Here is a 25,813-nt window from a genome sequence, read left to right as displayed (position 1 = left end):
GGCGTCCGGACGGTCCACGCCCTCGGCTGGGCCGCCTGCCTCTGCCTGCTGGCGCGCCGGCCCATGCACTGGATGCGCCGCGGCCGACTCGCCCTCGACGCCCGCCTGTTCGGGCACGACACCGGAGCTCGCCGGGAGTGCTCCGCCGGTACGGCCTCGACTACAGCTGCTCGAAGTGGAACGAGCGGATGAAGCAGTCCCGGGGCTGGCCGATCGCGAAGAGGACGCAGTCGAGGACGGACCGGGCGCTCAGCGGGTCGGCGGCGGTCCGGGCGGCGCCGTCCCAGGAGGGGGCGAGGGGGTCGCCGTCCGTGAAGTCCGGCGGGTAGAGGGAGATGACGCGGATGCCCTCGGGGCGCAGGCGCTGGGAGAGGACGTCGGCGAAGCCGGCCTGGGCGGCCTTGGCGGCGTAGAACGCGGGGTGGGCCTCGGACCGGTGGTTGCGGGTCTCGGCGGCGGCCGAGACCAGGTTGACCACGTCCGCGCCCTCGGCGGCCCGCAGCAGGGGCAGGAAGTGCTTGACCGTCAGCAGGGTGCCGGTGGCGCCGGAGGCGACGGTGTCGGTGATCGCTTCGTCATCGGCGTCCCAGAGGTCGGGGCCCGGCAGGTAACGGGCGCCGTTGTTGACCAGGACGTCCACCTGGCCGGTACGGGCGGCGACCTCCGCCGCGAAGCCCCGTACGGTGGCCGGGTCGGCCAGGTCGCAGGCGAAGCCGTCCACCTGCGCGCCGCTGTCGGCCGCCACCTCCTCGGCCGTCCGCCGGGCGGCGGCCTCGGACCGGGCGGAGACGAACAGGCGGGCACCCAGCCGCCCCGCCTGCAGCGCGAACGCCCGCCCGAACCCGCGCCCGGCCCCGGTGACCACCACGGTCCTTCCGGTCAGATCCATGTGCCGTCCCCCTTCGGTGTCCCCTTGTCGATCATGCTGAGCGTACGCCCGCCGCGGCCCGGTCGACCGTCCGCTGCCGCGGCCGCCGCGGCAGCGTCCTTCCCGAGGACGGACTCCGGGGCTCGGTGGCCCTCGCCGGGGGAGCGGCTAACCAGTCGGTCCGGTGCTGGGGGAGGAGGACGGGGAGGCGGACTCCGAGGGGCTGCTGGTCGGGGGTGCGGAGGGGCTGGGGGAGGTGCTGGTCGGCGGGGTCGAGGGGGACGGGGAGGGGGAGTTGGTGGCCGGCGGGGGGCTGCTCGGGGGCGGGGTGGTGGGCGGCGGGGTGCCGGGGTCGCCGCCGCCGCGTTGGGTCGGGCCGCCGGTGAGGGTGACGACGGAGGCGGCGGGCGGGAAGGTGAGGTGGGCCGTCCACTGGTGCTGGGGGGCCGTCGCGTCGTCCACGGTGACGGTGACGGTGATGCGCTGGCCGGGTTCGAGGGTGCCGGAGTCGCGGCTGAGCCGCAGCCAGGGGGCGTCGGTGACGGTGTGCCAGTCGAGCGCGGAACCCCCGGTGTTGGTGAGCGTGAGGACGGTACGCCCGGCGTAGTCGTTGGCCTCCACCACCAGCTGACCGGCGCTCGTTGCCGGCGCGCCCGGCCCGGCGGGAGCACCGGGAGCGCCCGGTACGTCGGGCATCCCGGCCGGAGCCCCGGGCCCCGCGTGCAGGGCCGCTGCCCGCGCCGGTGGCAGCAACGTTTCTGCAGGCGCCGCGGCCAGCTGCATCGGCAACACGCCCGGGCGCTCCGCCGGCCCGGCCCCCGCGGCGGCCGAGGGGTGCCCCGCCACCGGCCGCGACCCCACCGAGTCCACCCGGACGGAGGAGATCGTCGAGGCCGCGGCGCCACCCCGGTGCGCCACCCAGAGCGCGACCACCGGAGCGGTGAGCACGGCGGCCAGCACCCCGGTGGTCACCACCCGCTGCCGCACCACCGGCCCGGGCCGCAGGGCCCGCCCGGGCGCCCGGTGCCGCGGGAAACCCTGTGGATCGAACCGCACCTCCACCGGCTCGCCCGCCACGGCCCCCGGTGCCCGCCGCCGCCCCGGCCGGGGCCGCTCGGGGGCCGGGGCTCCGGTCCGCTCCCCGCCCGGCGGCCTGCCGTGCCGCCCCGCCGCCAGCCGCCCGGCCGCCGCCCCGGCGTGGAAGGCGGCCCCGGCGCTCTCCCTGGCCATGGCCGGCAGCGCCGCCGCGTCGTACCCCGAACCGCCCTCGGCGGCCGTCGCCGCGAGCCGCAGGGTCACCGGTGCGGGCAGTACCGGCAGGCCGGAGAGGCCCGAAAGATCCGCGAAGTCCGCCGCGCCGTCCGCGACCCGCTCGGCGGTGCCCCGGCAGGTCGGGCACGCGGCGACGTGCCGCACCAGCTCCCGCCGCAGGGCGGGCCCGAGCACCCAGCCCCGCCAGCTCTCCGCGCCGACGCCGCCCAGCTCGGCCAGCACCGGGCAGTGGCCGACCCCGAGGACGAGCAGCGCGGACCGCGTCCGGCCGACCTCCGCGCCGGCCGCCGCCAGCAGCTGCCCGGCCGCCTCGCCGGAGAGGCCGAGCACGGCCGCCACCTCCGCCGGGCGCAGCCGGTGCCGGACGGCCAGCTCCAGGGCCTCGCGCTGCTCGGGCGAGGTGCCCGCGGCCTCCGGCCAGGCCAGCGAGCGCAGCTCCCGCTGCCGCTCCTCGGCCGAGACCGTCCCGGCTGGGACGGTCGAGGAGCTCCCGGCCGGGGTGCTCCGGGCCCCGGGGGCGGTGGCGGCCCGGGCCGCGCCGAGCCGGCGCAGGCAGCAGTGGCGGGCCAGCGCGTACAGCCAGGCCCGCAGCAGGGCGGGGTCGGCGAGCCGCTCGCCGTGCCGCAGCACCAGCGCGCGGACCTCGCGGACGGCGCCCGCCGCCGCCTCGTGCTCGCAGAGCACCGAGAGGCAGTAGGTGAACAGCCCGTCGACGTGGTGGTCGTAACCCTGCAGGGCGGCCGAGCCGGGAGGCTCCTGGGGCGCCCGGGAGGTGGGGGATTCCTGGGGTGCAAGCCTGGTGGTCACCCGCCCGACGGTAGAGAGGGCACCGGCTTGATCCGGCCGGATCCGGGTCGCTGTACTTCTTTCGGGTAACAACACCGCGGTTTTCCACAGTCCGGCCCGGCGGTTGTCCACAGCCCGACGGCGCTGTCGGTGCCACCCGCTACCGTTGGCGCCATGGCTGCCCGTACCAAGACCACCGCCAAGCCCCGCCCGGCGTACCGCTGCACGGAGTGCGGCAACCAGCTGCCCAAATGGGTCGGCCGCTGCCCGGAGTGCAACGCCTGGGGCACGGTCGAGGAGTACGGCGCGGTGCCGATCCGGACGACGGCGGCCGGGCCGGTCAGCTCCCCCGCCCGCCCGATCGGCCAGGTGGACGGGCAGGTGGCCACCGCCCGCTCCACCGGAGTCCCGGAGCTCGACCGGGTGCTCGGCGGCGGGCTGGTCCCCGGCGCCGTGGTGCTGATGGCCGGCGAGCCCGGCGTCGGCAAGTCGACGCTGCTGCTCGACGTCGCGGCCAAGGCCGCCACCGGGCAGCACCGCACGCTGTACGTGACCGGCGAGGAGTCCGCCGGGCAGGTCCGCCTCCGGGCGGACCGGATCAACGCGCTCTCCGACCACCTCTACCTGGCGGCCGAGCAGGATCTCGGCGCGGTGCTCGGCCACATCGAGCAGGTCAACCCCGGCCTGCTGATCCTGGACTCGGTGCAGACCATCGCCTCCGCCGAGCTGGACGGCGCGCCCGGCGGCCCCGCGCAGGTCCGCGAGGTGGCCGGGGCGCTGATCCGCGCCTCCAAGGAGCGCGGCATGGCCACCCTGCTGGTCGGCCACGTCACCAAGGACGGCCAGATCGCCGGCCCGCGCCTGCTCGAGCACCTGGTCGACGTGGTGCTGAGCTTCGAGGGGGACAGGCACGCCCGGCTGCGCATCATCCGCGGCGTCAAGAACCGCTACGGCGCCACCGACGAGGTCGGCTGCTTCGAGCTGCACGACGAGGGCATCGTCGGGCTGGCCGATCCGTCCGGCCTCTTCCTGACGCGCCGTGACAAGCCGGTGCCCGGCACCTGTCTGACGGTAACTCTGGAGGGCCGCCGCCCGCTGGTGGCCGAGGTGCAGGCGCTGATGGTGGATTCGCAGATCCCCTCGCCGCGCCGCACCACCTCCGGCCTGGAGTCGCCCCGGATCGCGATGATCCTGGCGGTGGTCGAGCGGCACGGCGGCGTGAAGCTCGGCAAGCAGGACATCTACACGGCCACCGTCGGCGGGGTGAAGCTCTCCGAGCCCTCCGCCGACCTCGCGGTGGCCCTCGCGGTGGCCAGCTCCTCCACCGACACGCCGCTGCCGAGCAACCTGGTGGCGATCGGTGAGGTCGGCCTGGCCGGTGAGGTCCGGCGGGTGACGGGCGTGCAGCGGCGCCTCGCGGAGGCGCACCGCCTCGGCTTCACCCACGCGCTCGTCCCGCCGGACGCGGGCAAGGTGCCGCCGGGCATGAAGGTGGTCGAGGTCTCCGACATCGGCGAGGCGCTGCGGGCCATCCCGGGCCGCCGGAAGGCCGCCGCCAAGCCCCGTTCGGAGGCTTCCGCGCCGGTCAAGGAGCAGGTCCAGCGGCCTGCCAAGGTGCCGGTTCCGGCCTACGCCGACGAGCTGATGGAGGGGTGGGAGCCGCTCGACTCTGACGAACTGCGCTGACCCAGGCCTTGTTATTGCCGCACACAGTTAGACTTTCCTCTGTCTCATTGGCATGAAGTGCAGTAATGCAGCGACAGACCGTAAGGCGCCACGCCACACGGTCCGGGTCGACCGGAGGAGTCACGTGGCAGCCAGCGACCGGGGGGCGGACAAGTCCTCCCGTGAAGAGGCCCTGCTGCGGGCCTCCCTCAGCGCCATCGCCCCGGGTACCGGGCTGCGGGACGGCCTGGAGCGCGTCCTGCGCGCCAACACCGGCGGATTGATCGTGCTCGGCTTCGACAAGACGGTCGATGCGATCTCCACCGGCGGGTTCGTGCTGGACGTGGAGTTCACCGCGACGCGCCTGCGCGAGCTGTGCAAGCTCGACGGCGCGGTGGTGCTGGACAAGGACATCACCAAGATCGTCCGGGCCGGTGTGCACCTGATGCCGGACTCGACCATCCCCACCGACGAGACCGGCACCCGCCACCGCACCGCCGAACGGGTGAACCGGCAGACCGGCTTCCCGGTCGTCGCCGTCTCGCACTCGATGCGGCTGATCGCGATGTACGTCAACGGCACCCGCCGCGTCCTGGAGGACTCCACCACCGTCCTCTCCCGGGCCAACCAGGCACTCGCCACCCTGGAGCGCTACAAGCTCCGGCTGGACGAGGTGGCCGGCACCCTCTCCGCGCTCGAGATCGAGGACTTGGTGACCGTCCGGGACGTCACCGCCGTGGCGCAGCGCCTGGAGATGGTCCGGCTGATCGCCACCGAGATCGCCGGGTACGTCCTGGAGCTCGGCACCGACGGCCGGCTGCTCTCGCTGCAGCTGGACGAGCTGATCCAGGGTGTGGAGCCGGAGCGCGAGCTGGTCGCCCGTGACTACTTCCCCGAGCGGGCCGCCAAGCGCGGCCGCACGGTGCCCGAGGTCCTCGGTGACCTGGAGGCGCTCACCCACGCCGAGCTGCTCGACCTGCAGACGGTGGCCAAGGCGCTCGGCTACTCCGGCACCCCCGAGTCGCTGGACGCGGCGGTCTCGCCCCGCGGCTACCGCCTGCTGGCGAAGATCCCCCGCCTGCCCAACACCGTGATCGAGCGGCTGGTCGAGCACTTCGGCGGCCTGCAGAAGCTGCTGGCGGCGAGCATCGACGACCTGCAGACGGTCGAGGGCGTCGGCGAGACGCGGGCCCGCTCGGTCCGCGAGGGCCTGTCCCGGCTCGCAGAATCGTCCATCCTGGAGCGCTACGTCTAGCACTTACGTCTAGCGCTACGTATAGCGCTGCGTCCGACCCCGTGCGGGGGCACTACGTCTGACGACCGGGTGGGGCCGGAGCGTCAGACGTCGGCTTCCCGGCGGGCCGGTGGGGCGGCCCGCCGAGCTGCTGTGATCAGGGTCCTCCGGCTGGGCGTCCAGCGGCAAGGTGTCTTTCGGGACGTCATCCCCACGCCATCCGGCCGTCATCGGGCCGGTCACGAACCGGGACGGACCGGGCAAATTGCCGGACGCCTCCGCTCCGGTGTGACCATCAGTGCGGCGGGTCTCACAGTGACGCAACAGGCCCATCCGCCTGTTGGTACTCCTATCGGCCGAATGTTGGCCGAAAATCGCCGCCACCCCCGCCCGGCGGGCCCGGCCGGGCGCCGAGTTGTCTGGCCAGCCCGGCCCGGGGCGGGCTCAGCCCTCCAGCCGGATCGGTGCCCGGGCTGTCACCGGGCCGCCGGCGGGGCCGTTCAGGTAGGCCTGCACCAGGTAGTTCCCGGCCGGGGCGGTGGAGCCGTCGGTGGTCGCGCACTGCGGCTTGCTGCGGCTGCGGTCCCAGCCGAAGGTCTCGGTCAGTCCGCTGCCCGCCGCCAGCTGCACCCAGGTGCTCTGACGGTCCGTCGGGCAGTCCCCGGAGGACCAGATCCGCTCGTTGGCCGTCGAGGTGACCACGATGGTGGAGGCCGTCCGGCCCAGGTCCACCCTGCAGTTGGCGGTGGAGGCGTTGCGTACGGTCAGCAGCAGGCGGGGCTTGTCCTTCGGCTCGTACGCGTTCTGCGAGCCGGCCAGCTCCAGGGTGACCTGCGAGGCCGTGCAGACCGGCAGGGCCATCACCTCGGCGGTGTTGACGGCCGGCGGCGGGGCGGGGTTCGCGTTGCCCGTGCCGCTGCCGCCGGTGGTGCCGCCACCGGTGCCCCCGCTCGTGGTGCCGCCGCCGGTGCCGCCGCCCGTGCCGCCGCCCGTGGAGCCGGAGCCTGAGCCGCTGCCGCCGCTCAGGCTGACCTCGCCGCCCGAGCCGCCGCCGGTCAGGCTGCCACCGCCCGTGCCGCCGGAGCCGCCGGGGCGGGTGGTGATCGCGGAGCCGCTCGGGCTCGCACCCGGGGTGATCGACTGGGCCGGGGCCGGCAGCGCCGTCTTCTCCGGCTTCTTGCCGGAGCCGTCCTGACCCGAGGTCAGCCAGAGGACCAGGGCGAGCACGGCGAGCAGGGCGCCGAACACGACGATTCGCCGCCGCCAGTAGATCGAAGCCGGCAGCGGTCCCACGGGTTGGCGCAGAGAAGGCACGCGCAAACTCTACGAGACTGTGTGCGCCCCTTGACGCATCAACACCTCGCTACGGTCGCTTCCTTCACATGATCCGCCATTTGGTCCGGATGGGGGAGCCGCTCCGGGGCGCCGGCGGGGCGTGGGAGGATCGAAGAGCCATGGTTGCCATCACCTCCACCCCCGCCCCGCTGCTCCACTCGACCGTCCTCGACTGGTACGAGGCCAACGCCCGCGATCTGCCGTGGCGGACGCCCGAGGCCACGCCCTGGGCGGTCATGGTGAGCGAGTTCATGCTCCAGCAGACCCCGGTCAAGCGGGTGCTGCCCGCGTACGAGGCCTGGCTGGCCAAGTGGCCGACCCCGGCCGCGCTGGCGGCCGACGCGCCCGGCGAGGCGGTCCGGATGTGGGGCAGGCTCGGGTACCCCCGGCGGGCCCTGCGGCTGCACGGCGCCGCCGTGGCGATCACCGAGCGGCACGGCGGCCTCGTCCCGGAGGACCACGCGGCCCTGCTCGCCCTCCCCGGCGTCGGCGAGTACACGGCGGCCGCCGTCGCCTCCTTCGCCTACCGGCAGCGGCACGTGGTTCTCGACACCAACGTCCGCCGGGTCTTCGCGCGGGCCGTGACCGGCGTCGAGTACCCGGCCCAGGCCACCACCGCCGCCGAGCGGCGCACCGCCACCGGCCTGCTGCCGGCCGACGCGGAGACGGCTGCCACCTGGGCGGTCGGTGTGATGGAGCTGGGCGCGCTGGTCTGCACGGCGCGCAGCCCGCAGTGCGGCGGGTGCCCCCTGCGGCGCCACTGCGCGTGGCAGGCGGCCGGCTGCCCGCCGTACGAGGGGCCGGCCCGGCGCGGCCAGACCTACGAGGGCACCGACCGCCAGGTCCGCGGCAAGCTCCTCGCCGTCCTGCGCGACGCCCACGGCGAGGTGCCGCAGGCCCGGCTCGACGCCGTCTGGCCCGACGCCGTCCAACGCGCCCGCGCCCTCGACGGGCTCGTCACCGACGGCCTGGTCGAACCGGTCGCCCCGGGGGTCTACCGCCTGCCGCGGTGACGCTCCTGGGGGCAAGCACCACGGGGCGCGGGGAACTGCGCGAGGCCGGAAGAGGCCGACCTGCCATCTCCGCTGTGAATCAGTTGTAACACCAGGGGGCGCGAGGAACTGCGCGAGTGCGGAAGGCTCCGACCTGGACTCTTCCGACTGCGCGCAGTTCCCCGCGCCCCTGAACAGTGCAACTGGCTGTTCGAGTTACACGGCCTCGAGGTGCTTCTCGGGCTTGGCCTGGCCGGCGCCGCCCCGCAGCGGGATCTCCTTCATGAACAGGGCCGCGACGACAGCGATCACGCTGACGGCCGCGCCCCACAGGAAGACCGTGTGGATGCCGTTGGAGACGGCGTGGTGGTAGAGGTCCTGGACGGGAGCGGGGAGCTTGCGCAGCTCGGCCGGGCCCATCTGGGTCAGCTTGGCACCGTGCGCGTCGCCGCCGGGCTGCTTCGGCAGGGCGGCCATGGTCGAGGTCACCCGGCTGTTGAAGATCGCGCCGAACAGCGCGACGCCGAAGGAGCCGCCGATGGTGCGGAACAGCGTCGCGGTGGAGCTGGCGACGCCCATGTCCTTGAGCTCCGCGCTGTTCTGCGCCACGAGCATGGTGATCTGCATCAGGAAGCCCATGCCCGCGCCCAGCACGACCATGTAGCAGGACGAGGTGAAGCGGGCGGTGTCCGTGCCCAGGGTGGAGAGCAGCAGGCTGCCCCCGGCCATCACGGCGGTGCCGATGATCGGGTAGATCCGATACTTGCCGGTCTTGGTGACGGCCTGGCCGACGGCCAGCGAGACGACCAGCATGCCGAACATCATCGGCATCAGCAGCAGGCCGGAGTTGGTCGCCGAGGCGCCCTGCACCGTCTGCTGGTAGAGCGGCAGGAAGGTGACCGCGCCGAACATCGCGAAACCGACGATGAAGCCGATGATCGAGACCAGGGTGAAGTTGAGGTTCTTGAAGAGGTTCAGCGGGAGCATCGGCTCGTCGACCCGCTGCTCGACGTAGCAGAAGGCGATCAGCGAGGCGGCGGCGAGCGCGGCCAGGCCGAGGATCTGCTTCGAGCCCCAGGCGTACTGCTGACCGCCCCAGGTGGTGATCAGGACCAGCGAGGTGATGCCGGTGGTGAGCAGCAGCGCGCCGAAGTAGTCGATCTTCGCGGTGGAGCGGACCTTCGGCAGCTTCAGGGTGACGACCACGACGGCCAGCGCGACGATGCCCAGCGGCAGGTTGATGTAGAAGGTCCAGTGCCAGCTCAGGTGGTCGGTGATGAAGCCGCCGACCAGCGGGCCGCCGATGGTGGCGAGCGCCATCACCGCGGCGAACATGCCCTGGTACTTGCCGCGGTCCCGCGGCGGCACCAGCGCGCCCATGATCGACATGACGCCGACCATCAGACCGCCGGCCCCGAGGCCCTGGAGGGCGCGGAAGGCGATCAGCTGGGTCATCGACTGGGAGAGCCCGGCCAGCGCGGAGCCGACCAGGAAGATCACGATCGAGGTGAGGAAAGTGCCCTTGCGGCCGTAGAGGTCGCCGAGCTTGCCCCAGATCGGGGTGGAGGCCGCGGTCGCGAGGGTGTAGGCGGTGACCACCCAGGAGAGGTGCTCGGCCCCGCCGAGGTCGCCGACGATGGTCGGCATCGCGGTGCCGACGATCAGGTTGTCGAGCATGGCCAGCAGCATGGTGACCACCAGCCCGATCATCACCAGGCGGATCTCGCGCGGCGATCGGGGAGTGGGATCGAGCGCCCCGTCGGCTCCGGACGGCGGGTTCTCCGCCGGAGTCTCGACCTGCTGTTGTGACATGGTGCGGCTCCCGTGGTGCGCTTGGTGCCGGTCTGCGTGGTCGAGGAGTGGGCGCCGCCCGGGGGGCTTCGCGGGCACTTACTTGACGACCGGCTAGTTAATCGTCCGGTGGCACGGTAAGTTGTCCATAAGGTGGGCGTCAAGCCAGTTTCGGTACCGGGCTGCCGGGCAGGGACAATGCACTCCGTGCGGTTCCGTCACCCGCCGGAGCCACACCCCTGCTCCACCCCCGTCCGCGCAGTCCCCACGTAGTCACGAGGCAGGCCAGCTAGCCATGAGTACGACGCAGAGCCCCCGCAGCGACACCAGGGTGCGGATCATCGACGTGGCTCTGGAGCTGTTCGCCTCCCAGGGCTACGAGAAGACCTCGCTGCGCGAGATCGCCGACCGGCTGGGTGTGACCAAGGCCGCGCTGTACTACCACTTCAAGACCAAGGACGACATCGTCCACGGCATCGTGCAGAGCATGGCGGCGCCGATCGACGAGGCGATTGCCTGGGGCGAGGGCAAGGCGTGGTCGCCCGAGCTGCGCGACGAGATGGTCCGCCGGTTTGCCGAGGGCATGGCCGAGCGGGCGCCGCTGCTGCGCTTCTTCCACGAGAACCAGCCCGCCCTGCGGGGGTCGCCGGCCGGGCTGGAGTTCAAGGAGCGGATGCTGGCGATGATCCGGCTGGTGCACGGGCCGGACGCGAGCTTCCAGGACCGCCTGCGGGCGACGATGTCGCTGTTCACCATCAACTCGGCGTTCTTCCTGCTCAAGCAGGACGAGCAGGAAGCGCCGGAGTGCGTCCTGCCCGCCGCCAAGCAGGACGAGGCGATGGACGCGGCCCTGGTGGTGGCCCTGGAGATCGCCGGCCGGATCGACCCCCGGCCGTAGCTACGGCCGGGCGCCGTGCTCGGTGAGGTATGCGACCGGGTCGAGCACGGCGCCGTAGTGGTTGGCGCTGCGGATCTCGAAGTGCAGGTGCGGCCCGGTGGCGTTGCCGGTGCTGCCGGAGCGGCCGAGCTCCTGGCAGGGGTCCACCTCCTGGCCGGGCGTGACCGCGAGCTCGGAGAGGTGGGCGTACTCGGCGAAGCGGCCGTCGGGCAGTTCGAGGACCACCTCCTGCCCGTAGGCGCCGGCCCAGCCGGCCGAGACCACGGTGCCCGCGCCGACGGCCCGCAGCGGGGTGCCGCTGTCCACCGCGAAGTCCACCCCGGTGTGGTAGCCCGCGACGTACTCGGCGTTCTCGGCGCCGTACGGATTGCTCACCGGGGCGCCCGGCGCCGGGAAGCAGAAGCCGGGCGCGGGCGGCGGCGGGGGCGCCGGAGCGGGCGCGGGCGCCGCCGCGGCGCTCGGGGCCGCGTGCACCGCGACGGCCGGGCCCTCGTGCGGGGCGGGCGGTTGGTACGCCACCGGCGCGGCGACCTGCACCAGCTCGACCGGCTCGCTCCGGACGGGCCGGGTGGCCGGAGCGGGGGCCGAGGGGCGGACGGTCTGGGCCGAGGCGGTCGCGGCGGCGGGCAGCAGCAGGGCGCCGAAGGCCAGCGTCACCGCCCCCGAGCAGGCGAGCCGGTGGCGGGTGGTACGCGGGGAGGCCGGACGCGGGGAGCACAGCAAGAGACGGCACCTCGTGGATCGGGACGGCACGGGGCCGAGCCGCAGGGGGCTCGCCGGGCCGGGGGTTCAACCCGATGTAACGGTTACCGCCAGTCATCCAAAACCACCGGACCTACTACGGCGTGTAGTGTCCGCGCCGCTTGAACTTCAAGCCGATGGCGCAACCACCCGATCAGCGGACCAGCGTGATGTCCGATCATCGGCCGAATGGGCCGGCGGAGCCCCTACCCGCCCCTGCCCGAGCGGTCTGCTGTCCCCGCGCAGGCCCGCCGTGCCAGGCTTGGCCCGACCGCCGCCCCGACCACCGCCCTGACCACGGCCCCGACCACGGCCTCACGGGCCGACCGGCACCGAACGGCAGCACCACCGTCCTGCCCGAGCACACCTTCCCCACCGGAGGACTCCCATGACGGCACCGCAGCTCAAGCCCGGCACATCCTGGTCCGAGACGTACGCCCGGTGCGTGCGCGCCGCCCCCGAGGCGTTCGCGGACGACCGCCTGCTCAACCTGGTCCGCGGCGAGTGGCGCCCGGTCGGCACACCCGGCGAGCACAGCACCCCGCTGGACGGCACTCCCATCCCCGGCCCGCCCCGGGTCGGCATCGAGGAGGCGCACACCGCCGTCGCCTTCGCCATCCAGGAGCACACCCGCTGGGGCAAGCTCCCGCTGGACGAGCGCAAGGCCAAGGTCGCGGCGGCCGTCGAGGGCCTGAGCGAGCACCGTGACCTGCTGGCCCTGCTGCTGGTCTGGGAGATCGGCAAGCCCTGGCGCCTGGCCCGCGCCGACGTGGACCGCGCCCTGGACGGCGTCCGGTGGTACCTGGAGCACATCGACCGCCAGCTGGACGGCCGCACCCCGCTGCCCGGCCCGGTCTCGAACATCGCCAGCTGGAACTACCCGATGAGCGTGCAGGTGCACGCCGAGCTGGTGCAGCTGCTGGCGGGCAACGCGGTGGTCGCCAAGACCCCCTCCCAGGGCGGCTTCCACTGCCTCACCCTCGCGCACGCCGTGATGCGGCGGGCCGGGCTGCCGGTCACCCTGCTCTCCGGCGAGGGCGGGAAGATCGCGGACGCGCTGATCCGGGCCGAGGGCCTGGGCGCGCTCGCCTTCGTCGGCGGCCGGGCCAACGGCCGCAAGGCCGCCACCGCGCTGGCCGACCTGAACCGCCGCCACTTCCTGGAGCAGGAGGGCCTCAACACCTGGGGCGTCTGGAACTTCGGCGACTGGCCCACGCTCGCCGCCCACCTGCGCAAGGGCTTCGAGTACGCCAAGCAGCGCTGCACCGCCTACCCCCGGTACGTCGTGCAGCGCTCGCTCTTCCCCGCCTTCCTGGAGACCTACCTCGGCGTGCTCGGTTCGCTCCGGTTCGGGCACCCGCTGGCCGTCGACGACCCGGCCGACCCGCTGCCCGAGCTGGACTTCGGCCCGGTGATCCACGCCGCCAAGGCCGCCGAGCTGCGCGGCCACTTCGCCGCCGCCGTCACCGCCCGGGCCGTTCCGCTGCACGTCGGCGACCTCGCCGCCGGGCTCTTCCTGCCCGGCCAGTCCACCGACGCGTACCTGGCGCCCGCCGCCGTGCTCGACCCGCCGGCCAACTGGGCGCTGCACCACTCCGAGCCTTTCGGCCCGCTGGACTCCGTCGTGCTGGTCGACACCGAGGCGGAGCTGCTCGCCGCGATGAACGCCGGCAACGGCTCGCTGGTCGCCTCGATCGCCACCGACGACCTCGCCTTCGCCGAGCGGATCGCCCCCGACCTGCTCGCCTTCAAGGTCGGCGTCAACAAGCCCCGCAGCCGGGGCGACCGCGAGGAGGTCTTCGGCGGCCTCGGCGCCTCCTGGAAGGGCGCCTTCGTCGGCGGCGACCTGCTGGTCCGGGCCGTCACCTACGGCCCGGAGGGCGCGGACGAGAAGCTCTACGGCAACTTCCCGTCCTACTCGCTCTACCCGCCCAGGTAGGCCCCCTCATGCGGGCTGCCGATCCGCAGCAGGTTGCCGCTGCGGTCGACCAGCGCGAACTCGCGCATCCGGTACGGGGTGTCGACGGGCGGCGCCAGCCGGCTGCCCGTCGCCTCCTCGGTGGGGACGCCGACCTCGGCCCAGCTGCGGTGCAGCGCGTCGGCGTCCCGCACCTGGAGGTAGCAGCTGCCGGCGGTGGCGAGGGGGTCGACCTCGGGAGAGTGGTGGAAGTGCAGCTCGACGGTGCCCCGGCGCAGGATCAGGTACTCCTGCGCCCAGTCGGCGCCGGGGGCGGCGTCCTCGAAGCCCAGCCGGAGGTAGAACGTCCGCGTCTCGGCCAAGTCCCGGCTGGGCAGGATGGGTACGGCGTATTCGTCCACCCGGCCACCGTAGTACGGCGCCCCGGCGCTCCGGCGTGAAACGCGCACCCGGGGCGTGCGCCTGGCGGTGTACGCCGGGGGTGGCTGATGATCAGTGGGTGACCGATACCCAGGACGCCCCCACCGCTCCTGCCCCCACCATGCGGGAGCGCCGTTTCGCCGCCCGACGCAGTGCCACCCGCCTGCTCAGCGGCACCCCCGCGCAGACCATGCGCGAACTGCTGGCCGAGCTCGCCGAGAGCGGCGACCTCGACCGGACCCCGGACTTCTACGGCGACGGTGTCGTCGGCGGGCTCGAGCAGCGGGTCGCCGACCTGCTCGGCAAGCCCGCCGCCGCCTTCTTCCCGACCGGCACGATGGCCCAGCAGGTCGCCCTGCGGCTCTGGGCCACCGGCTCGGGGGTGGTGGCCATGCACCCGCTGGCCCACCCCGAGCAGCACGAGAGACAGGCGTACTCCCGCCTCAGCGGCCTGCACAGCGTCTGGCCGACCACCGAGCCCCGGCTGCCCACCCCCGCCGAGCTCCGCTCGGTCGGCGAGCCGTTCGACGTGCTGATGCTCGAACTCCCGCTCCGCGAAGCGGGGTTCGTCCTCCCGTCCTGGGCGGAGCTGACCGAGACGGTGGCCGCCGCCCGCGAGCTCGGCGTCAAGGTCCACTTCGACGGCGCCCGCCTCTGGGAGTCCACCCGCCACTTCGACCGCTCCCTCCCCGAGATCGCCGCACTGGCCGACTCCGTCTACGTCTCCTTCTACAAGTCGCTCGGCGGTCAGAGCGGCGCCGTGCTCGCGGGCGACGAAGCGTTCGTGGCGGCCGCCCGCACCTGGCGCCACCGCTACGGCGGCAACCTCTTCCAGCAGTGGCCCACCGCCCTCAGCGCCCTGGCCGGCCTCGACCGCGAACTCCCGCGCCTCGACGCCTACGCGGCCCACGCGGTGGCGGTCGCCCGCGTCCTGGCCGCCGCCCCCGGCGGCCGGGTGCAGCCGGCTGTGCCGCACACCCACCAGTTCCAGTTCTGGCTGCCGTACCCGCCGGAGACGCTCAACGAGGCCACCCTCAAGCTCGCCGAGGAGACCGGCGACTACCTCTTCCACACCTGGATCCCGAGCGCCCTGCCGGGCCTGTCGATGACCGAGATCACCGTGGCCGGCCCGGCCCTGGAGTGGACCCCCGAGCAGATCACCGACTCCCTGACGCGGTTCCTCGCCCTCCTCTAGGCTCGCTCCGACAGCGGCCGAGTGGCCGCCGGTTGGGGGTGCTTCGTGGAGAGCGGAATCGAGCTGGCGGACGCCGTCGAGGCAGTCCGCCAGCAGTTGGCGGAGGCCGCCGAACGCGGCGCGGGGCAGGGCCTGGTCTTCGAAGTCGGTGAGGTCAAGCTCGAGTTCAGCGTCGAGCTCAAGCGCGACACCACGGTCAAGGGCGGCATCAAGGCCCTCGTCTGGTCCCTCGACGCCGAGGCCGGCGTCGCCCACCAGCGCAGCCACAAGATCTCGGTCTCACTCACGCCGAAGGACACCATCACCGGCGGCTCGGTGGAGGTGGGCAACTCCGACCTGGGTAGCCGGGACGGCTTCTGATGGCCATCTCCCCGGGCCGGGTGGTCGCCATCAGGGGAGCGCAGCAGGGCAGCGGCTTCCTGCTCGAGCCCGGCCGGGTACGAGGCCTGGCCGGGGACGGCGAGCCCGAATGATCACCGCACAGCGCGTGGTCGCCGTCCGAGCGCACCTGCAGGGCAGCGGCTTCCTGCTCACCCCGAGGCTGGTCCTGACGGCCGCTCACCCGCTCGGGGAGGCCACCACCGGCGAGGTCGCCGCGCTCGGCGGGCTGGGCTGGAAGCCGTTCACGGTGGTCGGACGCGATGAGGAGCTGGATGTCGCGCTGCTGCGCACCGGCGAGGACGTGGTCGGCCGGGACACGGCGTTCGACGGTCTGCACTGGACTCGGCTCGACGCCCTGGAGCCGGTGAACGACTGCCACCTGACCGGCTTCCCGCAGGCCGGCCGCGACGGCGGCAGGCTGGACTCCTTCCAGGCGATCGGCACCCTCACCCCGGGGTCCACCGTCGGCCGGCGGCGGCATCTGCTGGCGCTCCGGCAGCGGCCGCCGATGAGTTCCGGTGCCAGTTCGCCGTGGGTCGGGCTCTCCGGGGCCGCGCTGTTCCGCGGCGAGCACTTCCTGGGCGTGGTGGTCCAGGACCACCGGACGGACGTCTGGGGCAGCTCCCAGCTGCTGGTCGTCCCGGCGGCGCGGATCCTCACGTCCCCGCCGATGGCCGCCGCCCTGACCGCGAATCTGGGCACCGTCCCGCGCGCCGAGCGGATCAGCGCCGCCGACATCGCCGATCTCGCCTTCGAGCGTGAGTACGCCGAGTCGATCCGGGCCGACTACGGGCGGATCCGGATCTTCGGGCTTCGGCAGTCCAACCGCCGGGGGTGGGAGCTGGACACCGCGTACCTGAGTCTGGAGGCGAGCCGTAGGGACCTCGGCTCCGGCCGGGTCGAGCAGATGCTCGCCGGGCGGCGGCGGGTGCTGCTGCGCGGGCACGCGGGGTCGGGGAAGACGACACTGGTGCAGTGGCTGGCGGTGCACGCCGCGGCCGGGACCATGAGCCCCGAGCTGGCGGAGCTGAACCACCGGGTGCCGCTGGTGCTGCAGCTTCGCAAGCTGTACCGGCAGGGGGTGATGCAGCCGCGGCCGGAGCAGTTCCTGGAGCTGGACGACCGGCTGTGCGCGGACCGCCAGCCCGACGGATGGGTGCACCGGATGCTCAGCAGCGGCCGTGCGCTGCTTCTGGTGGACGGGCTGGACGAAGTCCCCGCCGCCCAGCGGGAGGAGGCCCTGGAGTGGCTGGAGCGCCTCCTGGGTCACTACCCCAAGCTGTGGACGCTGGCGACGGTGCGGCCCTCCGCCGTGCCCGAGGGCTGGCTCGAGCACCTCGACTTCACCGAGCTCTCGCTGCGGCCCATGAACGACGAGGACCGCCGGCACTTCGTGGCGCGCTGGCACGCGGCGGCGCTCGCGGAGGTGGCGGGCCACAGCCCGGAGGAGGCCGAGCGCTCACGCCGGGAGACCGGCCGGGACCAGGCCGATCTGCTGCGGGCGCTGGAGCGCTCGCCGGAGCTGAACCAGCTCGCCGACAGCCCGCTGCTGTGCGCGATGCTCTGCGCCCTGAACCGGGACTCGGACGGGGTGCTGCCCCGGCGGCGGATGGAGCTGTACCGCGACGCGCTGAGCATGATGCTGGTGAAGCGGGACGAGACCCGCCGGATCGAGGGCCCCGAACAGCTGCGCCTCTCCGAGGAGGAGCAACTCGCCGTCCTCAGCCGGCTCGCGCACTGGCTGGTACGGAACAACTGGGTCGAGGGCAGCCGGGCGGACGCCGTCCGGCACATCGACAAGGCCATGGGCGATCTGCCGAGCGTGGCCCGTCAGGGCAGTGCCGAGCAGGTCTACCGGCACCTGGTCAACCGTACGGGCCTGCTGGCGGAGCCGAGCAACGAGACCTTCCAGTTCATCCACCGCACCTTCCAGGACTACCTGGCGGCCATGGAGTTCGAGGAGGAGCGCGACTTCGGCCTGCTGGCGGACAGGGCCCACGACGAACAGTGGGCCGATGTCATCCGCCTGACGGTCGGTCACTGCGGCCGGGGCGACCGGGCGCGGCTGCTGGGCGAGCTGGTCCGGCGGGCGGCGGCCGAGCGGAACGACTACATCACGCTGCTGGCCGGCACCTGCCTGCCGTACGCCCCGGAGATCGACGCGCGGACCAGGGAGGTGGTCCTCGACGGGGTGGAGCGGATCTGGAACTCCGAGCAGTGGCGTGAGCGGTCGTTCCTCTTCGCACTGGTGGGGGAGGAGATGATCCCGATCCTCGGGCCCGGACTGCGGGCCAAGGGCAGGGTCCAGCGGTGGGTCGCCTTCGACACCGCGGCCGAGGTGGGTGGTGAGGCCGCGCTGCGGCTCCTGGCGGAGAGCGCGGAGTGGGAGAAGGAGAGCCCCGCCGTCATCGCCCACCAGTGGTCGTACTTCGACTCCGAGGAGTTCGCCGAGCGGGTGCTCACCCGGCTCGACCTCGCCGAGGCGGACTTGGTGATCAGCGATCCGGCCCAGCTGGCCGAGCTGCACCGCTTCGACCGGGTGTGGGGGCTGCACCTGCACGGCGACCGGCTGGCGGACACCGATTGCTGGGCGCCGGCGGCGGGTCTGACGGGGAATCTGTGGCTGCGCGGCATCAGCGGCCTGACGGACCTGTCCGCACTGACGGGGTGGCAGCTGGACCACCTGCACCTGTCGGACTGTCCGGGCGTCACCGACCTCTCCCCGCTGGCGGGTGCCGGCATCGAGAAGCTGACGCTGCGCCGGATGCCGGGCGTGGATCCTGAAGGCATCGCGGGCCTGGCCGAGCTGGCCCAACTGGAGCTGACGGGCGGCGATCTGGAGGGTTGGCCGACGGCCGTGCTGAGCCGCAGTGTGGCCACGGTGTCCGTCACCGACATCCTGCCGGGCTTCCCGGTCGGGCGGCTGCCGGCGCTCTTCCCGAACCTGCGCAGGCTGGTGGTCGACGGGCGGCCGGAGGACGTGACCGGGCTGGACGGGCTCGGCCCGGTGCAGGTCGAGTTCACCGCCTGACACGCAGCAGCCCCCGGCGAGCGAACTCGCCGGGGGCTGCCGTCAGTTGGAGCTAGGTCAGCGGACGACCTTCACCTGGACGGTGGTCTCCATCTTGTCGAGGCTCTCCCACAGGACGGTGATGGCCGTGTGGGTGTCCGGAACCTTGACGCTGCTGTACTTCGTCGACTCGTCCCAGTAGGTCTTGGTGTGGTCGTTGAAGCTGCGGACGCCGCCGGACGGGTAGATCGAGGTGAGCTGGTCGGCCTTGTGGAGCTTGAGGCCGTCCGTCTTCTCGAACCCGAAGGTGGAGTCGTAGCCCTGCACGCGCGGACGCATGAAGGTGCCGTCGCCCCACTTGAGCGGGGTCGGGTGCGCGTCGATCGGGAGGATCAGGCCGGCGCCCGGGTGGTTGGTGACGTTGTTGTCGGTCTGGGAGGTGTCCCAGAGCCAGATCAGCAGGCCGTTCTGGTTGGCGTAGTGCTCCACCCAGTTCGGCTTCGAGGCGAAGCCGAAGTTGTACGGGCCGGTCTTCAGGGTCGAGTCGAAGGAGACGTACTGGCGGTTCTCCGCCAGGTAGTACTGGTCGTAGTCCTTCGAGAACTTGCCCGAGATGATCGAGAAGCCGTTGGCCGTCCAGCCGTTGACACCGTGCTCGGCGTCGTCGGAGAAGACGGCCGAGCCGTCAGCGGTGATGCTGATGTTGTCCAGGGCGAAGCCCGGGTTGTGCACGCCACCGTCGGTGGTGTTGTGGAAGCGGACCTTGACGGCCTGCCCGGCGTAGGCGTCCAGCGAGTAGGACAGGTCGCCCCACTGGCCGGCGGAGGAGCCGGTCAGACCGGCCTTGCCGCCGGAGTTCTTCTCGATGGCCTTGCCGTTGAAGGTGCCGTCCAGGACGGTCCAGTGGGCGCCGCCGTCGGTCGAGACCTCGGCGTAGCCGTAGTCGTAGTCCTGCTCGAGGTCGTACCAGCCCTTGGCGGACAGGGTCGCCGACTTCTTGCCGGTCAGGTCGACGTCACGGGAGACCGAGACGTCGAGGTTGTCGGCCGAGCCGCTCCACCACTCACCGGTGCCCGCGAACGGGGTGTTGATGTTGGTGGTGACGGTCTTCTTGGGCAGGTTGACGACCAGCGCCTGCGGCTTCTCGGTGTTGTACTCCACCGGGCCGAGGGTGTGGGTCGAGCTCTTGCCCGCGGTGGCGGTGGCGAAGTTGAGCCAGCCGAGCTTCAGCTTGCTCCACACGTCGAAGTCGTTCGGCATGTCGCCGATCTCGTTCTTGCCCTCGCCGAGCCAGGAACCCGACGACATCAGCGACCAGAAGCCGACCGAGTTGTCGACGCCGCTGCCGGAGGTGTCGTACAGGTCCGGCAGACCGAGGTCGTGGCCGTACTCGTGCGCGAAGACACCGAGGCCGCCGTTCTCGGGCTGCATGGTGTAGTCGCCGATCCAGATGCCGGTGTCGCCGGCCGGGGTGCCGCCGAGCTTGTTGCCCTCGGGGCCGGTCACACCCGCCTGGTTGCCGTAGACGTAGCTGCGGTGGGCCCAGAGCGCGTCGGTGCCCTGGACGCCGCCACCGGCGGACTCGTCCTCACCGGCGTGCACGATCTGGAAGTGGTCGATGTAACCGTCCGGCTCGTTGAAGTTGCCGTTGTGGTTGTAGTCGTACCGGTCGTACTGGTCGTACTGCGAGAGCGTGGCCTTGATCTGAGCGTCCGTCTGGCCCTTGGCCTTCTGGTCGGCGACCCAGGCGTTGATGCCGTCGCGGATCAGGTCCTGCGCGTTGTTGCAGACGTGGCTGCCGCAGTAGTCCGAGCCGTAACGGGCCTCGTTCCACGGCACCCGCACCCAGTCGGTGACCTGACCGTCGACGGAGTACCGGCCCGAGGACTGGCGCTCGTAGAAGGTCTTCATCGAGGGCTTGTCCGGGCTGAAGTACAGGTCCTGGTAGTGCTGCTGGTTGTAGTCAGCCTGCCAGGCGGTCGAGTTGTTGGTGGCCGCGTCCGGCTTGGCGATCTGGTTGTGCGCCGGGCCGGGCTGGCCGCCGTACTTGACCTTGCCATCGGCGGTCTTGGTGGTGTTGTCCACCTGGTCGCCGAAGTCGACAAGAATCGTGAAGATCTTGTCCGTGCGCTGGCGGGCCAGCTCCACGTACTTCTCGGGGCCGAGCTTGATGCTGGTACCGCCGCCGTGCTCCTCGATCTTGGCGGTGCCGTTGAGCAGCTGCTTGGTGGCCTCCTCCTGCTGCGCCTTGACCGTGGCGGTCAGCGGGCCGGGAAGGTCGTAGTCGACCTGGCTGGCCGGACCGGCCGGGTCGTGCGCGGCAGTGGTGGCCGGGGCGGCGGTGGCCGACGCCGGGAGCATGCCGAGCGAGGCGATCACTGTCACGGCGGCAGCCGCCGCGACACTCCTCGTGGATATCTTCAAGGTGGTGACGTCCTCCCCATACCGGCACAGTTGGTAGCTCTGCCGGTGAACCAATGAAAGACAGGTGGAGGACATTCGATCCAAGAGAGGGTAAAAAAGAAAGACCTTGACCATGACATGGTCACGGCGCTATCCTCCGCGCCAACTTCTCATCTGATTTTCAGTCAAGTGCATGCCAGGGTGGGGCAAACAGGCCCTGCGTCGTATCCGAACGAGCCTGACCACCCGCCGATCGGCGGGGATTCCCGTGCGGTTCATCACAGGCCCGCCGCGAGTAAATGTGGCGCCAGGTTAACCAAAAGCGGAGCCAAAAGGCTCAGGCCCCCGGTGCTCCACCGGGGGCCTGAGCCTTTCTGTGCGTCTGTGTCGTTACTTGGTGAGGTCCGGACCCGCCGTGGTGACGGCCGCCGGGCTGTCCGCCACCGGGGACTTCTCCTCGCCCCGGAAGGTGAACTTGGCGTCCTTGCCCTCGCCCTCGACCCCGACCACGACGATCTGGCCGGAGCGCAGCTCGCCGAAGAGGATCTTCTCGGACAGGTGGTCCTCGATCTCGCGCTGGATGGTGCGACGCAGCGGACGGGCACCGAGGATCGGGTCGTAGCCGCGCTTGGCGAGCAGCTTCTTCGCCTCGACGCTGAGCTCGAGGCCCATGTCCTTGTCCTTGAGGCGGCTGTCCACCTTGTCGATCATGAGGTCGACGATCTGGATGATGTCTTCCTCGGACAGCTGGTGGAAGACCACGATGTCGTCGACACGGTTCAGGAACTCGGGGCGGAAGTGCTGCTTGAGCTCCTCGCCGACCTTCGCCTTCATCCGCTCGTACCCGGTGGTGCTGTCACCCGTGGCCGCGAAGCCGAGGTTGAAGCCCTTGGAGATGTCCCGGGTGCCGAGGTTGGTCGTCATGATGATGACGGTGTTCTTGAAGTCGACCACGCGGCCCTGGGAGTCGGTCAGGCGACCGTCCTCCAGGATCTGCAGCAGCGAGTTGAAGATGTCCGGGTGGGCCTTCTCGACCTCGTCGAAGAGGACGACCGAGAACGGCTTGCGGCGCACCTTCTCGGTGAGCTGGCCGCCCTCCTCGTACCCGACGTAGCCGGGGGGCGAGCCGAAGAGCCGCGAGACGGTGTGCTTCTCGCTGAACTCCGACATGTCGAGGGAGATCAGGGCGTCCTCGTCGCCGAAGAGGAACTCGGCGAGCGTCTTGGACAGCTCGGTCTTACCGACACCGGACGGGCCGGCGAAGATGAACGAACCGCCGGGGCGCTTCGGGTCCTTGAGGCCCGCACGGGTGCGCCGGATGGCCTGGGAGAGCGCCTTGATGGCGTCCTTCTGGCCGATGACGCGCTTGTGCAGCTCGTCCTCCATGCGCAGCAGTCGGGAGGTCTCCTCCTCGGTGAGCTTGAAGACCGGGATGCCGGTGGCGGTGGCCAGGACCTCGGCGATGAGCTCCTCGTCCACCTCCGCGACGACGTCCATGTCGCCGGCCTTCCACTCCTTCTCGCGCTTGGCCTTGGCCTGCAGGAGCTGCTTCTCGTCGTCGCGCAGGGACGCGGCCTTCTCGAAGTCCTGCGCGTCGATCGCGCTCTCCTTCTCGCGGCGCACGTCGGCGATCTTCTCGTCGAACTCGCGCAGGTCCGGCGGCGCGGTCATCCGGCGGATGCGCATCCGGGAACCGGCCTCGTCGATCAGGTCGATCGCCTTGTCCGGCAGGAAGCGGTCGGAGATGTACCGGTCTGCCAGGGTCGCGGCGGCGACCAGGGCGGAGTCGGTGATGGAGACCCGGTGGTGGGCCTCGTAGCGGTCGCGCAGACCCTTGAGGATCTCGATGGTGTGCGGCAGCGACGGCTCGGCGACCTGGATCGGCTGGAAGCGGCGCTCGAGCGCGGCGTCCTTCTCCAGGTGCTTGCGGTACTCGTCGAGCGTGGTGGCACCGATGGTCTGCAGCTCACCACGGGCCAGCATCGGCTTGAGGATGGAGGCGGCGTCGATCGCGCCCTCGGCGGCGCCCGCGCCGACCAGGGTGTGCAGCTCGTCGATGAACAGGATGATGTCGCCGCGGGTGCGGATCTCCTTGAGCACCTTCTTCAGGCGCTCCTCGAAGTCACCGCGGTAGCGGGAGCCCGCGACCAGCGCGCCGAGGTCCAGCGTGTAGAGCTGCTTGTCCTTCAGCGTCTCGGGGACCTCGCCCTTGACGATCGCCTGGGCCAGGCCCTCGACCACGGCCGTCTTGCCGACGCCGGGCTCACCGATCAGCACGGGGTTGTTCTTGGTGCGGCGGGACAGCACCTGCATGACCCGCTCGATCTCCTTCTCGCGCCCGATCACCGGGTCGAGCTTGGCCTCGCGGGCGGCCTGCGTGAGGTTGCGGCCGAACTGGTCGAGGACCAGCGAGGTGGAGGGGGTGCCCTCGGCGGGGCCGCCGGCGGTGGCCGACTCCTTGCCGCCGCTCTGGTAGCCGGAGAGCAGCTGGATGACCTGCTGGCGCACCCGGTTGAGGTCGGCGCCGAGCTTGACGAGGACCTGGGCGGCGACACCCTCGCCCTCGCGGATCAGACCGAGCAGGATGTGCTCGGTGCCGATGTAGTTGTGGCCGAGCTGGAGGGCCTCGCGGAGCGACAGCTCCAGGACCTTCTTCGCCCGGGGGGTGAAGGGGATGTGGCCGGACGGGGCCTGCTGGCCCTGGCCGATGATCTCCTCGACCTGCTGGCGGACCGCCTCAAGAGAAATCCCGAGGCTCTCCAGGGCCTTTGCGGCGACACCCTCACCCTCGTGGATCAGGCCCAGGAGGATGTGCTCGGTGCCGATGTAGTTGTGGTTGAGCATCCGGGCTTCTTCCTGAGCCAGGACGACAACCCGCCGCGCGCGGTCGGTGAACCTCTCGAACATCGTTTATCGCTCCTCAGAGCGGTCGGCCAGTTCGGGGACTGTCCCCGCCCTGTCCTCCCGCATGCTAGTCCCGCTTGCGGCGCGGCATGGGCCCCACTCGCGTGGGAGAAACTGCTGCGCGACCAGCCGACACCATTCCCAACCTGATGCTGGGAGACGGTGTTCCCACCTGGGGGGCCGAAGCACCCGATTCCGCTACGCCAACGGCGAACAGGGCCCGCCGCCGGGGTGGGAAGGAGGTCGCACAGTGCGGTCCGGACAGTGCCGACGACCCTGCCCACCTGCATTCATACCTGGTATCGCGGCGAGATTCCCGTAGTTTCAGCAGCAGCCTTGTTCGCCTGGCGAGAAGTCCGGGCCCGGCCGATACGACCGCGGGGCGTGGGGAACCCTCCCGCACGCCCCGAACGCCGCGGCTGTGCCGCGCGCTGCCGAACCCTCCGTCAGGACGCGTTGGCGCGCTCGTACGCCTCGCGGACGGTGCTGGGGACGCGGCCGCGGTCGTTGACCTCGTAGCCGTTCTCCTTCGCCCAGGAGCGGATCTTGGCGGTGTCCGCCGCGCCGGCCGCGCTGCGGCCCGCGCCACGACCGGCCGCGGGGCGGCGGGCGCTGGTGAGCCGGCCGCTCTGCTTGCGGCCCTTGTCGACGTACGGCGTGAGCAGACCGCGCAGCTTCTCCGCGTTCTCGCTCGTGAGGTCGATCTCGTAGGCAACGCCGTCGAGGGCGAACGTCACCGTCTCGTCCGCCGAACCGCCGTCGAGATCGTCTTCAAGAATGACCTGCACCCTCTGTGCCACGGGCTTCCCTTTCCGCGTAAACGACCCAATGCCTTGAGGAAAGCAAAGCGTCTTTTTCCGGAAAACACAAACCCTTGGCCGCAACAGGCCCCGGCCTCTCGCTTCGAAGCGGTTCAGAGGTGCAGCAGCATGCGCGAGTTGCCCAGCGTGTTGGGCTTCACCCGCTCCAGGTCGAGGAACTCCGCCACACCTTCGTCGTACGAGCGCAGAAGTTCCTCATAGACATCCGTAGCGATGGCCGCCGGATCTGTCGTACCATCGTCGGTTTCGTAGAGCTCGCCGATCTCGACGAAACCGTGTTTCGCGAAGAAGCCGACCTCGAACGTCAAGCAGAAAATCCGACGGACGCCCAGCCAGCGCGCGGTCTGCAGCAGCTTCTCGAGGAGTTGGTGCCCGAGACCGAGGCCCTTGCAGGAGGGGTCGACGGCCAGCGTGCGGACCTCGGCCAAGTCCTCCCACATCACGTGCAGCGCCCCGCAGGCGACGACCACGCCGTTGTCGTCGCGCTCGGCGACCCAGAACTCCTGTACGGACTCGAACAAGGAGACCGTCGGCTTGTCGAGCAGAATGCCGTCCGGCGAGTAGCTGTCGATGAGGCGCCGCACCGCGCGCACGTCCGTGGTCCGCGCCCGGCGGATGGTGACCTCCATGGGCGGGACGTTATCGCGTCGGCGGCCCGTCGGTCTCCTCGGTATCCACGACGTGGTCCGGCAGCACCCGCAGTGCGTCCCGCAGGGCCTCGCGTTGCTCGGGCGACATCATGCCGAAGAAGTGCACCAGGGCCGCGGCGGGATTGTCGCTCGTGGCCCAGGCGTCGTTCATCAAGGCCGCGGTGTAAGCCTCCCGGGAGGAGACCGGCTCATAGACATAGGCCCGGCCGACCTGCTCCCGGCGCAGCCAGCCCTTTCTGTGGAGCTTGTCCAGCACCGTCATCACGGTGGTGTAGGCGATATCGCGTTCCGCCCGCAGATCGTCCAGAACCTCGCGAACGGTGACCGGGCGGTTCCACTGCCACACCCTGGTCATGACCTCGTTCTCGAGTTCTCCGAGTTGCCGCACCATAGTCCGGCCAGGATAGGGAATGAATCGGACAAAATTTGCTCTTGGGACCAAACCGGCGCGCCGCCACCCCGGCGGTCGACGCCGAGCTGGCGGCGGACGCCGTGCCGCAGTTCTTCGAGGTGATGGCCCCGGCCCGCC

Annotated in this window: 19 protein-coding genes; 8 read left to right on the top strand and 11 right to left on the bottom strand. The window is 71.7% G+C overall.

Translation table 11 applies throughout. The features are described from left to right. Positions 1–160 precede the first annotated feature (160 nt). Both ABT095_RS23535 and ABT095_RS23530 read right to left on the bottom strand, forming a co-directional pair. Complete coding sequence (locus ABT095_RS23535; RefSeq protein WP_350531442.1) at positions 161–889, bottom strand: SDR family oxidoreductase; 729 nt, start codon at positions 887–889, stop codon at positions 161–163. Positions 890–1,036: 147 nt separating this feature from the next. Beyond that, positions 1,037–2,947, bottom strand: coding sequence for a BACON domain-containing protein (locus tag ABT095_RS23530; protein WP_350531441.1), 1,911 nt, complete (start codon positions 2,945–2,947; stop codon positions 1,037–1,039). Between the two features lie 153 nt (positions 2,948–3,100). Between ABT095_RS23530 and radA the strand changes: the two genes are divergently transcribed. Next, complete coding sequence (radA, locus tag ABT095_RS23525; protein ID WP_350531440.1) at positions 3,101–4,612, top strand: DNA repair protein RadA; 1,512 nt, start codon at positions 3,101–3,103, stop codon at positions 4,610–4,612. Between the two features lie 175 nt (positions 4,613–4,787). Then, positions 4,788–5,846, top strand: a complete 1,059-nt coding sequence (disA, locus tag ABT095_RS23520) for a DNA integrity scanning diadenylate cyclase DisA (RefSeq protein WP_350531515.1) — start codon at positions 4,788–4,790, stop codon at positions 5,844–5,846. Between the two features lie 423 nt (positions 5,847–6,269). On the opposite strand, the gene ABT095_RS23515 is transcribed toward disA, so the two are convergent. Continuing rightward, positions 6,270–7,139, bottom strand: a complete 870-nt coding sequence (locus ABT095_RS23515; RefSeq protein WP_350531439.1) for a hypothetical protein — start codon at positions 7,137–7,139, stop codon at positions 6,270–6,272. Positions 7,140–7,279: 140 nt separating this feature from the next. Here ABT095_RS23515 and ABT095_RS23510 point away from each other — a divergent pair, with 140 nt between their 5' ends. Then, positions 7,280–8,173, top strand: coding sequence for an iron-sulfur binding domain-containing protein (locus tag ABT095_RS23510; RefSeq protein ID WP_350531438.1), 894 nt, complete (start codon positions 7,280–7,282; stop codon positions 8,171–8,173). 195 nt (positions 8,174–8,368) lie between these two features. Here ABT095_RS23510 and ABT095_RS23505 read toward each other — a convergent pair whose 3' ends face one another. After that, positions 8,369–9,964, bottom strand: a complete 1,596-nt coding sequence (locus ABT095_RS23505; RefSeq protein ID WP_502884975.1) for an MDR family MFS transporter — start codon at positions 9,962–9,964, stop codon at positions 8,369–8,371. 274 nt (positions 9,965–10,238) lie between these two features. On the opposite strand from ABT095_RS23505, the gene ABT095_RS23500 reads away from it, so the two are divergent. Continuing rightward, the gene (locus tag ABT095_RS23500) at positions 10,239–10,841 is read left to right on the top strand and encodes a TetR/AcrR family transcriptional regulator (RefSeq protein WP_350531437.1); all 603 of its coding nucleotides are present in this window, start codon (positions 10,239–10,241) and stop codon (positions 10,839–10,841) included. Here ABT095_RS23500 and ABT095_RS23495 read toward each other — a convergent pair whose 3' ends face one another. Beyond that, positions 10,842–11,564: a M23 family metallopeptidase gene (locus ABT095_RS23495; RefSeq protein ID WP_350531436.1), complete on the bottom strand. Its 723-nt coding sequence runs from the start codon at positions 11,562–11,564 to the stop codon at positions 10,842–10,844. A gap of 406 nt (positions 11,565–11,970) precedes the next feature. On the opposite strand from ABT095_RS23495, the gene ABT095_RS23490 reads away from it, so the two are divergent. After that, positions 11,971–13,521 (top strand): aldehyde dehydrogenase family protein, encoded by a 1,551-nt coding sequence (locus ABT095_RS23490; RefSeq protein ID WP_350531435.1) that lies wholly within the window; start codon positions 11,971–11,973, stop codon positions 13,519–13,521. Here ABT095_RS23490 and ABT095_RS23485 read toward each other — a convergent pair. Next, the gene (locus ABT095_RS23485; RefSeq protein ID WP_350531434.1) at positions 13,506–13,901 is read right to left on the bottom strand and encodes a bleomycin resistance protein; all 396 of its coding nucleotides are present in this window, start codon (positions 13,899–13,901) and stop codon (positions 13,506–13,508) included. The genes ABT095_RS23490 and ABT095_RS23485 overlap by 16 nt on opposite strands. A 98-nt stretch (positions 13,902–13,999) precedes the next feature. On the opposite strand from ABT095_RS23485, the gene ABT095_RS23480 reads away from it, so the two are divergent. The 3 genes from ABT095_RS23480 (at position 14,000) to ABT095_RS23470 (ending at position 18,527) form a co-directional block, all read left to right on the top strand. Continuing rightward, a complete protein-coding gene (locus tag ABT095_RS23480) occupies positions 14,000–15,115 on the top strand; it encodes a threonine aldolase family protein (RefSeq protein WP_502884974.1) in 1,116 nt (371 codons plus the stop codon). 45 nt (positions 15,116–15,160) lie between these two features. After that, entirely contained in the window at positions 15,161–15,475 is a 315-nt protein-coding gene (locus ABT095_RS23475; RefSeq protein ID WP_350531433.1) for a trypco2 family protein, read from the top strand. Positions 15,476–15,584: 109 nt separating this feature from the next. Further along, positions 15,585–18,527, top strand: a complete 2,943-nt coding sequence (locus tag ABT095_RS23470) for an NACHT domain-containing protein (protein ID WP_350531432.1) — start codon at positions 15,585–15,587, stop codon at positions 18,525–18,527. Between the two features lie 57 nt (positions 18,528–18,584). Here the strand turns inward: ABT095_RS23470 and ABT095_RS23465 are convergent, their stop codons facing one another. From ABT095_RS23465 to ABT095_RS23445, 5 genes are all read right to left on the bottom strand, one after another. After that, positions 18,585–20,930: an immune inhibitor A domain-containing protein gene (locus ABT095_RS23465; RefSeq protein WP_502884973.1), complete on the bottom strand. Its 2,346-nt coding sequence runs from the start codon at positions 20,928–20,930 to the stop codon at positions 18,585–18,587. A 369-nt stretch (positions 20,931–21,299) separates the two neighbouring features. Beyond that, a complete protein-coding gene (locus ABT095_RS23460; RefSeq protein WP_350531431.1) occupies positions 21,300–23,816 on the bottom strand; it encodes an ATP-dependent Clp protease ATP-binding subunit in 2,517 nt (838 codons plus the stop codon). A 443-nt stretch (positions 23,817–24,259) separates the two neighbouring features. After that, positions 24,260–24,613, bottom strand: coding sequence for a histone-like nucleoid-structuring protein Lsr2 (locus ABT095_RS23455; RefSeq protein WP_350531430.1), 354 nt, complete (start codon positions 24,611–24,613; stop codon positions 24,260–24,262). A 113-nt stretch (positions 24,614–24,726) separates the two neighbouring features. Continuing rightward, positions 24,727–25,263: an amino-acid N-acetyltransferase gene (locus ABT095_RS23450; RefSeq protein WP_350531429.1), complete on the bottom strand. Its 537-nt coding sequence runs from the start codon at positions 25,261–25,263 to the stop codon at positions 24,727–24,729. Positions 25,264–25,273: 10 nt separating this feature from the next. Beyond that, positions 25,274–25,675 (bottom strand): BlaI/MecI/CopY family transcriptional regulator, encoded by a 402-nt coding sequence (locus ABT095_RS23445; RefSeq protein ID WP_350531428.1) that lies wholly within the window; start codon positions 25,673–25,675, stop codon positions 25,274–25,276. Positions 25,676–25,813 lie beyond the last annotated feature (138 nt).

Source organism: Kitasatospora sp. NPDC002227 (assembly GCF_040296285.1).
In the GTDB taxonomy this organism is placed as follows: domain Bacteria; phylum Actinomycetota; class Actinomycetes; order Streptomycetales; family Streptomycetaceae; genus Kitasatospora.
Note: the sequence above shows the minus strand (reverse complement) of the source record. Positions and strands in the feature narration are given on the sequence as shown.

What these genes read in the sequence shown, in the direction of transcription:
- ABT095_RS23470 (WP_350531432.1), top strand. Translation starts at nt 15,585, where the DNA reads ATGATCACCGCACAGCGCGTGGTCGCCGTCCGAGCGCACCTGCAGGGC.
- ABT095_RS23505 (WP_502884975.1), bottom strand. Translation starts at nt 9,964, where the DNA reads ATGTCACAACAGCAGGTCGAGACTCCGGCGGAGAACCCGCCGTCCGGA.
- ABT095_RS23535 (WP_350531442.1), bottom strand. Translation starts at nt 889, where the DNA reads ATGGATCTGACCGGAAGGACCGTGGTGGTCACCGGGGCCGGGCGCGGG.
- ABT095_RS23500 (WP_350531437.1), top strand. Translation starts at nt 10,239, where the DNA reads ATGAGTACGACGCAGAGCCCCCGCAGCGACACCAGGGTGCGGATCATC.
- ABT095_RS23445 (WP_350531428.1), bottom strand. Translation starts at nt 25,675, where the DNA reads ATGGTGCGGCAACTCGGAGAACTCGAGAACGAGGTCATGACCAGGGTG.
- ABT095_RS23450 (WP_350531429.1), bottom strand. Translation starts at nt 25,263, where the DNA reads ATGGAGGTCACCATCCGCCGGGCGCGGACCACGGACGTGCGCGCGGTG.
- ABT095_RS23510 (WP_350531438.1), top strand. Translation starts at nt 7,280, where the DNA reads ATGGTTGCCATCACCTCCACCCCCGCCCCGCTGCTCCACTCGACCGTC.
- radA (WP_350531440.1), top strand. Translation starts at nt 3,101, where the DNA reads ATGGCTGCCCGTACCAAGACCACCGCCAAGCCCCGCCCGGCGTACCGC.
- ABT095_RS23490 (WP_350531435.1), top strand. Translation starts at nt 11,971, where the DNA reads ATGACGGCACCGCAGCTCAAGCCCGGCACATCCTGGTCCGAGACGTAC.
- ABT095_RS23460 (WP_350531431.1), bottom strand. Translation starts at nt 23,816, where the DNA reads ATGTTCGAGAGGTTCACCGACCGCGCGCGGCGGGTTGTCGTCCTGGCT.